We start from the raw sequence: 14665 nt of genomic DNA on the forward strand, positions 1-14665 counted from the left end.
TTTACGTCATTCCCAAAATATTCTTGAATTTTTCGGACAAATTTACGTGCGGCGCTTGAAATCTAGTTTAGAGAGGTTTTAAAGAAGCGTCACGCACACTATATTGAGGCGGTATTGTTCAAGACATATCACCTTGACGTTTGCAACTGTCGGGCCTTGACCCCGACGAGGATGGAGAACGCCAATGCCTGCAGTGCAGGAGACCATTGATCAGGTCCGCGGCCTTGACGTGGATCAGTACAAGTACGGCTTCGAAACGACGATCGAAGCAGAGAAGGCTCCCAAGGGCCTGAACGAAGATATCATTCGCTTCATCTCCGCCAAGAAGAATGAGCCGGAATGGATGCTGGAATGGCGTCTGAAGGCCTATGAACGCTGGCTCACCATGGAAGAGCCAAGCTGGGCGCGTGTCGATTATCCAAAGATCGATTTCCAGGACGCCTATTATTACGCGGCCCCGAAGAACCAGAGCGGCCCGAAGTCGCTGGATGAAGTCGATCCGGAACTTCTCAAGACCTACGAAAAGCTTGGCATTCCGCTGCGCGAGCAGGAAATTCTTGCGGGCGTGCGCAAGCAGGGCGATCCGAGCGAAATCGACGGCAATCCGTCAGACAATGTATATGCGTCCGGCCGCGTGGCCGTCGATGCCGTGTTCGACAGCGTGTCGGTCGTAACCACCTTCAAGGAAGAACTCTCCAAGGCGGGCGTGATCTTCTGCTCGATTTCGGAAGCTATCCGTGAACATCCTGAACTGGTGCAGAAATATCTAGCGTCGGTTGTTCCGGTGTCGGACAACTATTATGCGACGCTGAATTCGGCTGTCTTCACCGACGGTTCGTTCGTCTATGTTCCGAAGGGCGTTCGCTGCCCGATGGAGCTTTCGACCTATTTCCGCATCAACGAGAAGAACACCGGCCAGTTCGAGCGCACCCTCATCATCGCCGATGAAGGCGCCTATGTTTCCTATCTGGAAGGCTGCACGGCACCGCAGCGCGACGAAAACCAGCTGCACGCCGCCGTGGTTGAACTGGTTGCGATGGAAAACGCCGAAATCAAGTATTCGACGGTCCAGAACTGGTATCCGGGCGATAGCAGCGGCAAGGGCGGCATCTACAACTTCGTCACCAAGCGTGGCGATTGCCGTGGCGACAATTCCAAGATCTCCTGGACACAGGTTGAAACCGGCTCCGCCATCACCTGGAAATACCCGTCCTGCATTCTGCGCGGCGACAATTCACGCGGTGAGTTCTACTCGATTGCCGTGTCGAACGGTTATCAGCAGATCGACTCGGGCACCAAGATGATCCATCTCGGCAAGAACACGTCGAGCCGCATCATTTCCAAGGGAATTTCGGCTGGCAAGTCGAACAACACCTATCGCGGACAGGTTTCGGCGCATCGCAAGGCCGAGAATGCCCGCAACTTCACCCAGTGCGACTCGCTTTTGATCGGCAACGATTGCGGCGCGCATACGGTGCCGTACATCGAAGCGAAGAACGCTACGGCGCAGTTCGAGCACGAGGCAACCACCTCCAAGATTTCCGAAGACCAGCTGTTCTATGTGATGCAGCGCGGCATTCCGGAAGAGGAGGCAATCGCTCTCATCGTCAATGGCTTCGTGAAGGAAGTTATTCAGGAACTGCCGATGGAGTTCGCCGTCGAAGCCCAGAAGCTGATCGGCATCTCGCTTGAAGGCAGTGTCGGCTAACCAATCGACACGCCTCTTCCCCATTGATTTTTCTGGCCAGCCTTTTCCTGGCATTAGAACAAGGTTTACATTCATGCTTGAGATCAAGAACCTCCATGCAAAGATCGCCGACACGGATACCGAGATCATCCGTGGCCTGAACCTCACCGTGAACAAGGGTGAAGTGGCTGCGATCATGGGTCCGAACGGTTCGGGCAAGTCCACGCTGTCCTACATCCTCGCTGGTCGCGACGACTACGAAGTGACCGAAGGCGACATTCTCTATAACGGCGAGTCGATCCTCGAACTCGACCCGGCAGAACGCGCTGCCAAGGGCATTTTCCTCGCTTTCCAGTATCCGATGGAAATACCGGGCGTTGCCACGATGGAATTCCTGAAAGTCGCGATGAACAGCCAGCGCAAGGCGCGCGGCGAGCCGGAACTGAAGATTCCGGAATTCATCAAGCGCGTGAAGGACGTCGCCGGCGGCCTCAACATCGACATGAACATGCTGAAGCGTCCGCTCAATGTTGGCTTCTCGGGCGGCGAAAAGAAGCGCGCTGAAATTCTTCAGATGCAGCTTTTGGAGCCAAGCCTCTGCGTGCTCGACGAAACCGACTCCGGCCTCGACATCGATGCGCTGAAGATCGTTTCGGAAGGCGTCAATGCGCTGCGTTCGCCGGATCGCGCCGTGATCGTCATCACCCACTATCAGCGTCTGCTCGAATACATTGTTCCCGATAGCGTGCACGTGCTTTACAAGGGCCAGGTCATCAAATCTGGCGACAAGAGCCTCGCACTGCATCTGGAAGAAAACGGTTATGCCGAAGTAATCGGCGAAGCAGCCTGAGGAGGATTGGATTATGAATATCCAGACCGCTCAGACCGCAAAGCCGAGGACGCCCGCTGAAAGCGCGCTGATCGACAATTTTGGCGATTATATCGGCGATTTGTCGGGCAATGGCGATGTCGTCGTCGCACGCGATACGGCGCTTGAGCTGCTCAAGAGCAACGGGCTTCCGTCGCGCCGCGTCGAAAGCTGGCATTACACGGATTTCCGTACGCTTTTGAAGGGCGTCGCGCCTTTTGATAGCGCCGCCGGTACGAAGCCGCTTGCGGCTTTGCTCACAGGTTCCACCATTCTTGCCGCCAGCAATGGCGCTGCGCTCGACGCCAAGGCGCCGGAAGGCGTTTCGCTAACCCCGGTTCGCGAAGCGCTGGCCGACGGTTCGCTGGCACTCCAGCTTAAAGCGCGCGGCACCGACGATACGATTGGCCAGATCAACGCTGCCTATGTCAGCGATGGCTGGATGATTTCGATTGCCGACGGCACCGAGCTAGAAGCGCCTCTCGAAATCCAGAACATCCAGAAGGCCGGGCAGAGCCACACGCGTTTCCCGGTTCGCATCGGTTCGGATGTCAAGGCAACGATCATCGAGCGCCAGAATGGCGGTGAGAGCGATGCTTTCTCGACATCGGTGAGCCATGTGTCGGTTGGCGACGGCGCAGAAGTCCTCTGGGTTATCCTGCGTGATTTCGGCCAGGCGACGCAGCTTTCGCAGTTCAATGCGACGATTGGCAAAGGCTCCAAGCTCACGCTCTACATCGTCAATGCGGGCGGCAAGCTGGTTCGTCAGGAAGTGCACGTCAATGTGACGGGCGAAGATTCCGACTTCGAGCTTCGCGGCCTCAATCTTCTGGCCGACGACACCCACACCGACATTACCATGACGGTTGGCCATCTGGTGGAGAACACCCGTTCGACCCAGATCATCCGCAATGTGGTGAAGGACCGCGCGCGCGGCGTTTTCCAGGGCATGATCCGCGTTGCGCAGATCGCCCAGAAGACCGATGCCCGCATGGCCTGCAACACGCTTCTGCTTTCGGACGAAGGCGAGTTCGACGCCAAGCCGGAACTCGAAATCTTTGCCGATGACGTGGCCTGCGGTCACGGTGCAACGGTTGCCGAGCTTTCAAAGGACTATCTGTTCTATCTGATGGCCCGCGGTGTTCCGGAAAACGAGGCGCGTGGCCTGCTGATCAAGGCGTTCATCGCCGAGATCATTGAAGAGCTGGAAGACGAAACGCTGGTGGAAGCGCTGGAATCCGTGCTGTCCAACTGGCTCGCCGTTCATGCCTGATTGAATAGGGCGGTGCGCTCAGATGTGCGCGCCGTCCTTCCTGCCGAACGGCAAAAGGAACGATCATGGACCAGAAGAATCCGCTTGTTGCGGCCTATGACGTGGAAGCCATCCGCCGGGATTTTCCAATTCTGTCGCGCGAAGTCCACGGCAAGCCGCTTGTCTATCTCGACAATGGCGCTTCGGCGCAAAAGCCGCAAAGCGTCATCGATGCGGTGACGCACGCTTATTCCAACGAATATGCGAATGTGCATCGCGGCCTGCATTTTTTGTCGAATGCTGCAACCGATGCTTATGAAAAGTCGCGCGAAACTGTGCGGCGTTTTCTGAATGCTGGTTCGGTCGATGAGATCGTCTTCACCAAGAATGCCACCGAAGCAATCAACACTGTCGCCTATGGCTACGGCATGCCACATATCGGCGAGGGCGATGAAATCCTCACCTCGATCATGGAGCACCACTCCAATATCGTGCCGTGGCATTTCATCCGCGAGCGGCAGGGCGCCAAGCTGGTTTTCGCTCCGGTGGACGATCAGGGCATATTCCATATCGAGGAATTCGAGAAGCGTCTGACCGATCGCACAAAGCTCGTCGCCATCACGCATATGTCCAATGCGCTTGGCACCGTGACGCCGATCAAGAAGATCGTCGAGCTTGCCCACGCGCGGGGCATTCCGGTTCTGGTCGATGGTAGTCAGGGCGCGGTGCACCTGCCGGTCGATGTGCAGGATCTGGGCTGCGACTGGTATGTCTTCACTGGCCACAAAGTTTATGGTCCGTCCGGTATCGGTGTCCTTTATGGTCGCGCCGAAATGCTGGAAAAGATGCGCCCCTTCCAGGGCGGCGGCGAAATGATCGAGGAAGTCACGGAAGAATACGTGACCTATAATCATCCGCCACACCGTTTTGAAGCTGGCACGCCACCCATCGTTCAGGCAATCGGTCTTGGTGCGGCGCTCGAATATATGGAAAAGATTGGTCGTCACGCCATTCTCGCCCATGAGGAAGATTTGCGCGATTACGCCCACGAACAACTGGGCAAAATCAATTCGCTCCGCATTTTCGGTCATGCGCCGGACAAGGGCGCGATCATCTCGTTTGCGCTGGAAGGCATCCATGCGCATGATGTGTCGATGGTGATCGACAGGGCCGGGGTGGCGGTGCGCGCGGGCACGCATTGCGCACAGCCCCTCTTGAAACGCTTTGGCGTCACCTCTACATGCCGTGCATCCTTTGCCATGTACAATACCCGCGCTGAAGTGGATGCATTGGCGGAAGCCTTGGAAAAGGCGAGGAAGTTTTTCGGATGACCGAGATGGAACAAAAAGTTCAGGATCAGGCTGCAACCAAGCCTGCCGATGAAACGGCGAAAGCCGAAGGCAGCGCTGTTTTCTCTGCCTCCGCTCTTCCGCAGGAAGAACTCCTGCGCATGACGGATGACATCATTGCGGCTTTGAAAACCGTCTATGACCCGGAAATCCCGGCGGATATCTACGAGCTTGGCCTTGTCTACAAGATCGATATCGAAGACGACCGTACCGTAAAGATCGAAATGACCCTGACGGCCCCCGGCTGCCCGGTGGCTGGCGAAATGCCGGGCTGGGTGGAAAACGCCGTTGGAGCGGTGGAAGGGGTTTCCATGGTCGAAGTTTCGATGACCTTCGATCCGCCATGGACCGCAGACCGTATGTCCGAAGAAGCGCAGGTCGCTGTCGGCTGGTATTGATTGCCCGCCCAGATTTTGAAATGCAAACAGCCCCGTCTTACGGGGCTGTTTTTGTTTGTTCCATCTATTACGAGAACCGCTCACTTTCGAAAAAATGCTCAGTGCCCGGTCGTTTTCGCATAATGCATGGATTGCTTGCCTCGGCAGCCGCGGAGCAACCCGACAAGACCTCCAAGCGCTGTCGCGGAGGCCAGCACTGCCGGCGCGCCTTTCAGCGGAATGGAGAGAACCGAAACCAGTAATTTCCAGCTGCGGCTGGCCAGCAGCGAAGGCAGTTTACCGAGCGCCCGCGATGGGTTCTTCTTGTAGGACGAAATGAACTCCGTCGTGTTGTGATCGCGATTACGGCGGAAGTGATAGGCGAGGGTCAGGCGGCTGAGCGGTACAGTCTCGTAGACGATGGCGTCCGGCGCCCATCCCGTTTTCGCATTGAGCGTTTTGGCCTTGGCCCACAAATGCCAGTCTTCGCCGCCCGTCAGGCCGAAATAGGAATCGAATCGCAGTCCCGTCTCGCGAAAGAAATCGAGCCTGCCCATCCAGCTTCCCGTAGCGACCTTGATGCCGCCAGCCAGGCCATTTTCCCATTTCGCGCGAGATTTCCGCTCCGAGCGACTGGCAAGGCGGTCCAGCCCGGACCAGACGAATTTCTGCCAGATGTTCAATTTGCCCTCGACAGGCATCGGGCGCACCGGCGAGCCGACGATATCCAGGCTCTCCCTATGTTGCTCAGCAAAGAGTTCAATCAACCAGTTTGGTTCTGGAATTTCGTCGTCATCGATGAAGACCAGAAAATCGTGGCCGTTATCGACGGCATGGTTCAGCGCGCAATTGCGGGAGTGCGAAATGCCGATCCTCGGTTCGATCCGATACTGCACGATATGATGCGGCATGCGCGCGGCAAAAGCCGTCACCTGCTCATCCAGCGATTTGCGGGAATCGTTCTCGACGACCAGAAAATGCAGCGACACCTGTTCCGGCGCCACGACGCTTTCCAATGACTTGAGAAGTGCGGCGAGCATCGCCGGGCGATTTCTCGTTACCACTGAAATCAGAATCGAATATCGCTGCATGAACTATCTCGTTCTTAAATAATTCGGAATTCTATATTGAAATGAAAATTGTTAATACGGCAAGTATTAGGGAGCAAATAATAAATATTATAAATTACTAAATTATAATATACTTATATTTGAGTAATGATCTGGATTTTAAGTATAGAGCTGTGCGCGATGCGATGCGTCGAGACGTAGTCGCAACAGTCATTGATTGTGAAGATTTGAGAAAAACTGGAGCGGGTAGCGGGAATCGAACCCGCGCATTCAGCTTGGGAAGCTGACAGGCTACCATTACATCATACCCGCAATCTGCAAGATATTTCAGTATCTTGAAGCCACATCGGGCTCGATCAGATTGGAGAGTTTGGCACTCTTGGGCACAAGCTATGTTCTCTTTATCCACCCGTCAATCTGTAAGATTGCGGCGGCAGGGTGGGGCCTGCGAAAAGTCGCTCAGCTGACGCGATCACATGCTGTTACAGTCTTCACTTTGCTGTCAAAGGTAGCAGAATTAGCATTTGCGCATATTGATATCCGCCGATCCGTCGCCATCTGCTGAACAAGCCTTTTACGACTTGCTGCAACTTGCGGTGAGCGAAACGAAACGGACCCGACGGATACTCTATGGCAAAGACAACGAAGCGTCGCGCATTGCTGATTGTGAACCCCAATGCCCGTAATGGGAAAGGATTCGGCGGCGCGATGAGGACGGAACTTGAGCGCGGTGGGCTGGAACTGTTCGAGCACCAGCCGCGCGAGGGCGAAACGATCTCCGATGTCATTTCGCGCGAGCGGGACCATGATCTGGTCGTCATCGGCGGCGGTGACGGTTCCCTCAATGCGGCTGCAAAGGGGCTTATGGAAACCGCCATGCCGCTCGCCATTTTGCCGCTCGGAACAGCTAATGATTTTGCCCGAACCGTGGGCATTCCTGCCGATCCGGTGGAGGCGGCCCGTCAGATTGCGACCTATAAGGTGCATCCCATCGATCTCGGCGAGGTGAACGGTCACCTCTATTTCAACGTCGCCAGTATCGGTTTCAGCGCGGAACTTGCGCAGCAACTGAGCGCGGACGCGAAAAAGAAATGGGGCAAGCTCGGCTATGGTATCGTCGCGGCGCGCATTTTGATGCGGTCAGAGCTGTTTACTGCCTATCTCGAACATGATGGCATCACCGAAAAGATCAAAACGTTGCAGGTTTCCGTCGGCAACGGCAAGTTTTACGGTGGTGGCATGGCCGTTGAAAAGGACGCGGCCATCGATGACGGCAAGCTGGATTTCTACAGTCTCGAAGTTGATCACTGGTGGCATCTGCTTCGTTTACTGCCGAGCCTGCGACGCGGCACGCAGTCGAAATGGAATGATGTGCGCGCCTTTCCGACGACGGAAGTGATTATCCGCACCAAGAAGCCGCGGGCGGTGAATACCGATGGCGAGCTTTCCACCTGGACACCGGCGCATTTCAAGCTCCACCGGCAGGCCATCAACGCGCTTATTCCCACTTAACCGGCGCGCGACCGGTAAACTCGAGCCAAAAAAAGGGCCCGCAGCTATGAAGCGCGGGCCTAATCATGACGTTAGGTGACTGGCTCAGAGGTCAAGAGAGCCACTTCTAAAACGGAGTAGTCCTGCGAATGTTCCGTGTTTAGAAGAAAAAATACCAGATAATCAGCACGAGGATGAATGGTACGCCCAGAAGCCAAAGAATGAGTGCTCGAAACATGGTGTTCTCCTTGTTGTGTATTTCCAACTCTGTGGGAGGCAGATTGGTTCCACAATTCAAGGCGGTGATCGTCGGTTCCGTTAATCATCTTGTGCGTGTGGCGACTCAAATGACGGCTTTTCTGAAAGTTTTAATGATCCGTCAATAAATCGGTGACATCACTGGATTTATGTAAAGTGCAGCCAGCGTTTTTGGCTGCGTGTCGAGTAGCGGGCGTGTGGCGTATGAGTTCGAAGCGTGGGCTGAAAATTTCGGTCAGCGAGAAGGCGGCGATGTTGCGTGATAAGCGCGGCTCGGTCGCCATGATGACTTTCATGGCCATGGCCGTTGCTCTGGCCGGTTGCGCGACACCGCCGACTTCCAAGCCGAAGCCGAAGCGCTCCAAGGAATATTTTGCAGAATCCAAATATGGCGTGAAGGCAAGCCCGCGTGTTGCGTACGGCACCGGCAAGCCTATGCCCCGTGGGGGCGGACGAGATCAGACGGGCCAGCCTTACAAGGTCAAGGGCCGCTGGTATTATCCCAAAGAAGACAAAAATTATACCGCCGTCGGTCGTGCGTCCTGGTATGGCGAGGCCTTTCATGGACGTCTCACTGCCAATGGCGAAGTCTATGACATGACGCATCTGACCGCAGCGCATCCGACCATGCCGTTGCCGAGCTATGCTCGCGTGACCAATATGGATACCGGTAGCTCAGTCATCGTGCGCGTCAATGATCGCGGTCCCTACGAATATAATCGCGTGATCGATCTGTCGCAGAAAGCGGCGGAAATGCTCGATTACCAGCATCACGGCACGGCCAATGTGAAGGTGGAATATGTCGGGCGTGCACCGCTCGACGGCAAGGATGATGCCTATCTGATGGCATCCTATCGTCCGGCTGGCGGCGATATGATCGGCCAGCCTGCGACGGGCGTGATGATGGCCATGAACGGCCCGACGCCAACCTCGCCGAAATCTGCTGTTCCGATACCTGCCATGGCGCCGCAAAGCGCACCCATGCCGGTTTCCGCACCTGTTCCGCAGGAATCGCCGTTCTCGGTTAATCCGGCCTATGGCGATGCGTCGGGTCCGGCGCCGGTTTTGCCACCGAACGTACCTCTGCCGTCGCGCAAGCCGAATGGAAGCTTTGGTGTGGCCAATGCGGGTCACATCAGCGGACTGGCGGGCTATGCATCTGACCGGATCGCAGCGAGCGCTTATACGGAAGAACGCACATATGGCAGCATCCTGACGGCAAGCGCTGTTTCGGATGCATGGAAGCGCCGCAATGCCGAAGAGCACGGCGAATATGTTGAACTCGGTCTGTTCGACACGCTTGCAGCGGCTGAAAAGATGCAGCGCGCCTTACAGAAAACGGCGAAAGTCAACCGCACCAAAGTGCCGACTGAAACGGGCGAGTTCTACGAACTCACGGCCGTTGCAGAAAATGGCGGCAATGATGCCCTGCTGCGCGCGGCATGGAAGGCTGGGGCCAAGAATGCATTCGTTGTCCGTATGGATTAATCCCTCAGTCGCATCATATTTGAGTGATGCGGTTTGAAGGATTGATTTTGGTCGAATTCGTTGCGTAAGCTTGCATCCTTGCTGTCGTAACGGGATTTCCATGGGGCTTCATTCAAGAATCGCAGGCGTTTTAACAGCAGGAACGGTGGGAATCGCTGCCGTTCTGTTGCCTTTGGCGACCGTTGCCGCGCCAGCCGAGACCGCGCTTGTGACCAAGGCTCCGCAAGCCCTGCTGATCGATGACCGCAGTGGTACGGTCCTTCTGTCAAAGAACGCCGATACGCCGATCCCGCCCGCATCGCTTGCCAAGCTGATGACAGCGGAAGTGGTGTTTGAAGCACTGGAAAAGGGCCAGACCACACTCGAAACGCCTTACATCGTCAGTGAAAATGCCTGGCGCACCGGCGGTGCTCCGTCAGGTACTTCGACCATGTTCGCCCGCATCAAGTCCGCACCGACCGTCGCGGATCTTCTTCAGGGGCTGATTGTTCAGTCGGCTAACGATGGTGCAATCATTCTGGCTGAAGGGATGGCTGGGAGCGAGCAAAGCTTCGCGGAACGGATGAACCAGCGCGCCAGGGAACTTGGTCTTTCCAGTTCCGTGTTTGTGAATTCGACCGGTTTGCCAGCAAACGGACAGTCTGTCACGCTGGATGATCTCGCCAAGCTTGCACGTCATATTCACTCGGCTCACCCGGATTTCTACAAATATTACGCGCAGGAAGCCTTTACCTGGAACAACATCACCCAGCGCAACCGCAATCCGCTTTTGCGGCTGGATGTTGGCGCGGATGGCATGGGCACCGGTTACACGGAAGAATCTGGTTACGCTCTAGTCGTATCGGCTGAGCAGAACGGGCGGCGGCTGTTTCTTGCGTTGAGCGGTCTTGCCAGCGTCAAGGAGCGCGAAGAGGAAGCCAGAAAGCTGATCCAGTGGGGCATGACGTCGTTTGACGATATGCGTCTTTATTCGGCAAACGATATTGTGGGTGAAGCGCAGGTTTTCGGCGGGACACAGGCCAGTGTTTCGCTGAAAGTGAAGGACGATGTCGAATTACTGCTGCCCAAAGAGGGGCGGGAAAAGCTGAAGGCACGGTTCATTTATGAGGGGCCGCTGCATGCGCCGGTCGCAGTTGAAAGCAAGGTCGGTATGCTGGAGTTTGATCTCAACGGCAATATGGTTCAGCAAGTGCCGCTGTTTGCTGCGCAATCCGTCGAGAAAGGCAGTCTTGCGCAAAGAGCATGGAGCAGCGCGGTGGAACTTTCGACCGGCTGGTTGCGCAAATATCTTTAGACAGTTTTCGGGACATGCTCAAAATTCTCGACCTCACCGCCAAAGGCCGGTATGAACTTGAATCAAGTTCTTGTAGCTATTGAATCTTTTCAGAACGTAATGCGGAAGCCAGAGTGTCAGGATTATTCATCACATTCGAAGGCGGCGAGGGTGCAGGCAAGTCGACGCAGATCGCCTTGCTTGCCAAGTATTTGCGCGCAAACGGATTTGATCCCGTCATTACGCGCGAACCCGGTGGTTCGCCGGGCGCAGAGGCTGTGCGGCACGTCATCCTGAGCGGCAATGCCGAAAGCTATGGTCCGGCCATGGAGGCAATGTTGTTCGCTGCTGCCCGCGCCGATCATGTTGACCAGCTGATACGCCCGGCGCTTGCCGAAGGGCGCGTGGTGCTGTGTGATCGGTTTATCGATTCCAGCCGTGCCTATCAGGGCGTGACGGGCAATCTCGATGCGACCTATATGGCAGCCATTGAACGTATTGCAATCGACGGTGCTGTTCCCGACATGACAATCATTCTCGATATTCCGGCTGAAAAAGGGCTTTCCCGTGCCGGAAAACGGCGCGGTAACGAGACTGCGGATCGATTTGAGAAGGAAGACATTGCCGTGCATGAGGCGCGCCGTCAGGCATTTCTGGCCATTGCGGCTGCGGAGCCAGAGCGCTGCAAGGTTGTTGCAGCTGATCGATCGCAGGAAGAAATAGCTGAAGATATCGGCGCACTGGCCAGCGAATTGTTGAAAAAGAAGGGGCTGTTGTGATCGACGAACTCGACGTCCCCAAGGCGCATGATTCCATTGAAGGTATTCCGGGACCATCCGCGAGTGATTATCTGACCGGTCACGGGGAGGTGACACGCTTTCTGGCGCAGGCCTATCGCGAAGGCCGGATGCACCATGCTTTGTTGCTCGAGGGCGAGCAGGGCATCGGCAAGGCGACGCTCGCTTTCCATCTGGCGGGGCATATGCTGACCCACGGCGATCAGACCAATGCGCCGGAAGATATCGGTACGCCGGATTTTTCGAGGCCTCTTTGGCGGCAGATCGCGGGTGGCATGCACCCGGCAGTGTTGCATATCAATCGCCCGTTCGACCAGAAGACCGGCAAATTCCGCACCGGTATCACGGTCGAGGAAATCCGTCGCGTCACGCATTTTCTGACCCGCACCGCCTCGGACCATGCTTGGCGCATCGTCATCGTCGATCCCGCTGACGACATGAACCGCAATGCGGCCAATGCGCTATTGAAGACACTGGAAGAACCGCCAGCGCGCGCGCTGTTCGTGCTGGTGTCGCATTCATCCGGTCGCCTTTTGCCGACCATCCGTTCCCGCTGCCAGAGCATTCAGCTGCGTCCGCTGGACGAGAGGGCCATGAAGGATGCGCTGACTTATGTCGGCGCGCATATCGGGCTGGATGCATCCGGTGTCACGCCGACGCTTCTGGAACGCGCCGAAGGCAGCGTGCGCAAGGCGCTTCTGCTTCTGGCGCATGGCGGCATTGAGATTTCCGACACCGTCGATGGGATACTGGAGAGGCCGGCCTTCGATCTGCCCAAGGCGCAGGCGTTGGCCAGCGTCCTGACGGGGCGTGAGGCGGAAATTCAGTATCAACTTTTCCGCGATCATCTGATGGAGCGCATCGCCACGGAAGCGCGCCAGCGCGCCGAGGCAGGGCAATTGCGGGAGGCCGATCAGTGGTCGCGGTTTTGGAGCGATCTCGGTCGCGAGATCATCGATGCTGAAACCTATAATCTTGATCGCAAGCAAGCGGTTGTGATCTTGCTGGAGAAGACGCATCGCGCTTTTCACACTGGCGCTGGATCATAGCTTCAGATCGGCCCAACTTGCTGCACTGCGGCGTGACATGACTGCTCACATGGGTTATGTCACAGCCGACGATTTTTTCTTGTGTGTGTCTGGTGATCGTTCCCGCAAACGGTCAGGCGCGCTTTCAAACATCGAAAGACCGGGTCCATAATGAGCCGCGAAAAATACTATATCACCACCGCGATTGCTTACCCCAACGGCAAGCCGCATATCGGTCATGCCTATGAACTGATCGCAACCGACGCGATGGCGCGTTTTCAGCGCCTGAACGGCAAGGATGTGCATTTCCTGACCGGTACGGACGAACACGGCATCAAGATGCTGCAAAGCGCGCGCAAGGAAGGCATCACGCCTCGCGAGCTTGCAGACCGCAATACCGAAGCTTTCCGTCGCATGGCCGAGGTTCTGAACAGCTCGAACGACGATTATATCCGCACCTCCGAAGAGCGTCACTACAAGGCCAGCCAGTCCATCTGGGAGGCAATGGCCGCCAATGGCGACATCTATAAGGGCGGCTATGCGGGCTGGTACTCGGTTCGCGACGAAGCCTATTACGGCGAGGAAGAAACCGAAGTCCGCGCGGATAATGTTCGCTACGGTCCACAAGGCACGCCTGTCGAGTGGGTTGAAGAGGAAAGCTATTTCTTCCGTCTCTCGCAATATCAGGACAAGCTGCTCGATCTTTATGAAAAGAATCCGGGCTTCATCATGCCTGCCGAACGCCGCAATGAAATTGTGAGCTTCGTGAAGTCCGGTCTGAAGGACCTGTCGATTTCGCGCACCACTTTCGATTGGGGCATTCCGGTGCCGGGCGACGAAAAGCACGTCATGTATGTCTGGGTCGATGCGCTGACCAACTACATCACCGCACTCGGCTATCCCGATACGACCAGCGACAAGTGGGCCTATTGGCCTGCCGATGCGCATATCATCGGCAAGGATATTTCGCGTTTCCACGCCGTCTACTGGCCTGCATTCCTGATGTCGGCAGGCATTCCGCTGCCGAAGCGCGTGTTTGCACACGGCTTCTTGTTCAACCGCGGCGAGAAAATGTCGAAGTCGCTCGGCAATGTCATCGATCCGTTCGGTCTGGTGGAGCGTTACGGCCTCGATCAGCTACGCTACTTCCTGATGCGCGAAGTGCCGTTCGGTCAGGACGGCAGCTACAGCCATGACGCCATCGTTAACCGGACCAATGCTGATCTTGCCAATGACCTCGGCAATCTTGCACAGCGTTCGCTGTCGATGATCGCCAAGAATTGCGAAGGCAAGGTGCCGCAGCCGGGCGAATTCTCGGATGCCGACAAGGCCATTCTCGATCAGGCCAATGCGGCGCTGGAAACAGCGCGCAAGGCCATGGATGATCAGGCGCTGCATCTGGCGCTCGGCGCGATCTTTGCGGTTGTCGCCGAAGCGAACCGCTATTTCGCCGGGCAGGAGCCATGGGCACTGCGCAAGACCGATCCGGCGCGCATGGGCACTGTGCTTTATGTGACGGCGGAAGTTATTCGCCGTGTCGGCATCATGGTGCAGCCTTTCATCCCGCAGTCGGCGGAAAAGCTGCTCGATATTCTGGCCATCCCTGCCGACAAGCGCCAGTTCACTGACGTGGCAGCAAGCCAGCTCATCGGTGGCGCCGATCTGCCAGCCCCGCAGCCGGTCTTCCCGCGCTATGTGGAAACCGAAGAGCAGAACTGAGTGCGATG

Annotated in this window: 12 protein-coding genes and 1 tRNA gene; 11 read left to right on the top strand and 2 right to left on the bottom strand. The window is 56.4% G+C overall.

The window, feature by feature from the left end:
- Positions 1–184 precede the first annotated feature (184 nt).
- The 5 genes from sufB to D8666_RS01830 all read left to right on the top strand — a co-directional run bounded on the left by sufB (position 185) and on the right by D8666_RS01830 (position 5554).
- Positions 185–1708 (top strand): Fe-S cluster assembly protein SufB, encoded by a 1524-nt coding sequence (gene sufB / locus D8666_RS01810; RefSeq protein ID WP_078338531.1) that lies wholly within the window; start codon positions 185–187, stop codon positions 1706–1708.
- Between the two features lie 73 nt (positions 1709–1781).
- Positions 1782–2537, top strand: coding sequence for a Fe-S cluster assembly ATPase SufC (gene sufC / locus D8666_RS01815; protein ID WP_078338532.1), 756 nt, complete (start codon positions 1782–1784; stop codon positions 2535–2537).
- A gap of 13 nt (positions 2538–2550) precedes the next feature.
- Complete coding sequence (sufD, locus tag D8666_RS01820; protein ID WP_121536051.1) at positions 2551–3828, top strand: Fe-S cluster assembly protein SufD; 1278 nt, start codon at positions 2551–2553, stop codon at positions 3826–3828.
- Between the two features lie 65 nt (positions 3829–3893).
- The gene (locus D8666_RS01825) at positions 3894–5138 is read left to right on the top strand and encodes a cysteine desulfurase (RefSeq protein WP_121536054.1); all 1245 of its coding nucleotides are present in this window, start codon (positions 3894–3896) and stop codon (positions 5136–5138) included.
- A complete protein-coding gene (locus D8666_RS01830) occupies positions 5135–5554 on the top strand; it encodes an SUF system Fe-S cluster assembly protein (protein WP_109368899.1) in 420 nt (139 codons plus the stop codon). Before D8666_RS01825 ends, D8666_RS01830 begins: the two co-directional genes overlap by 4 nt.
- Positions 5555–5652: 98 nt before the next feature.
- On the opposite strand, the gene D8666_RS01835 is transcribed toward D8666_RS01830, so the two are convergent.
- Positions 5653–6624: a glycosyltransferase family 2 protein gene (locus D8666_RS01835; RefSeq protein ID WP_121536057.1), complete on the bottom strand. Its 972-nt coding sequence runs from the start codon at positions 6622–6624 to the stop codon at positions 5653–5655.
- Positions 6625–6841: 217 nt separating this feature from the next.
- A tRNA-Gly gene (locus D8666_RS01840) sits at positions 6842–6915 on the bottom strand.
- Between the two features lie 318 nt (positions 6916–7233).
- Between D8666_RS01840 and D8666_RS01845 the strand changes: the two genes are divergently transcribed.
- From D8666_RS01845 to metG, 6 genes are all read left to right on the top strand, one after another.
- On the top strand, positions 7234–8115 hold the full coding sequence (locus tag D8666_RS01845) for a lipid kinase (RefSeq protein ID WP_121536060.1): 882 nt from the start codon (positions 7234–7236) through the stop codon (positions 8113–8115).
- A 441-nt stretch (positions 8116–8556) separates the two neighbouring features.
- Positions 8557–9840, top strand: a complete 1284-nt coding sequence (locus tag D8666_RS01850) for a septal ring lytic transglycosylase RlpA family protein (RefSeq protein WP_121536063.1) — start codon at positions 8557–8559, stop codon at positions 9838–9840.
- A 100-nt stretch (positions 9841–9940) separates the two neighbouring features.
- A complete protein-coding gene (locus D8666_RS01855; RefSeq protein ID WP_121536066.1) occupies positions 9941–11134 on the top strand; it encodes a D-alanyl-D-alanine carboxypeptidase family protein in 1194 nt (397 codons plus the stop codon).
- A 113-nt stretch (positions 11135–11247) separates the two neighbouring features.
- Complete coding sequence (gene tmk, locus D8666_RS01860; RefSeq protein ID WP_121536069.1) at positions 11248–11892, top strand: dTMP kinase; 645 nt, start codon at positions 11248–11250, stop codon at positions 11890–11892.
- Positions 11889–12959, top strand: a complete 1071-nt coding sequence (locus D8666_RS01865; protein WP_121536072.1) for a DNA polymerase III subunit delta' — start codon at positions 11889–11891, stop codon at positions 12957–12959. Before tmk ends, D8666_RS01865 begins: the two co-directional genes overlap by 4 nt.
- 150 nt (positions 12960–13109) lie before the next feature.
- Positions 13110–14657, top strand: a complete 1548-nt coding sequence (metG, locus tag D8666_RS01870) for a methionine--tRNA ligase (RefSeq protein WP_121536075.1) — start codon at positions 13110–13112, stop codon at positions 14655–14657.
- The last annotated feature ends 8 nt before the right edge of the window (positions 14658–14665 follow it).

It is taken from the genome of Ochrobactrum soli (genome assembly GCF_003664555.1).
Lineage (GTDB): Bacteria > Pseudomonadota > Alphaproteobacteria > Rhizobiales > Rhizobiaceae > Brucella > Brucella teleogrylli.

Coding starts and splice junctions, on each gene's coding strand:
- metG (WP_121536075.1), top strand. CDS start 13,110: ATGAGCCGCGAAAAATACTATATCACCACCGCGATTGCTTACCCCAAC.
- sufC (WP_078338532.1), top strand. CDS start 1,782: ATGCTTGAGATCAAGAACCTCCATGCAAAGATCGCCGACACGGATACC.
- D8666_RS01830 (WP_109368899.1), top strand. CDS start 5,135: ATGACCGAGATGGAACAAAAAGTTCAGGATCAGGCTGCAACCAAGCCT.
- D8666_RS01835 (WP_121536057.1), bottom strand. CDS start 6,624: ATGCAGCGATATTCGATTCTGATTTCAGTGGTAACGAGAAATCGCCCG.
- D8666_RS01850 (WP_121536063.1), top strand. CDS start 8,557: ATGAGTTCGAAGCGTGGGCTGAAAATTTCGGTCAGCGAGAAGGCGGCG.
- D8666_RS01825 (WP_121536054.1), top strand. CDS start 3,894: ATGGACCAGAAGAATCCGCTTGTTGCGGCCTATGACGTGGAAGCCATC.
- D8666_RS01845 (WP_121536060.1), top strand. CDS start 7,234: ATGGCAAAGACAACGAAGCGTCGCGCATTGCTGATTGTGAACCCCAAT.
- sufD (WP_121536051.1), top strand. CDS start 2,551: ATGAATATCCAGACCGCTCAGACCGCAAAGCCGAGGACGCCCGCTGAA.
- sufB (WP_078338531.1), top strand. CDS start 185: ATGCCTGCAGTGCAGGAGACCATTGATCAGGTCCGCGGCCTTGACGTG.
- D8666_RS01855 (WP_121536066.1), top strand. CDS start 9,941: ATGGGGCTTCATTCAAGAATCGCAGGCGTTTTAACAGCAGGAACGGTG.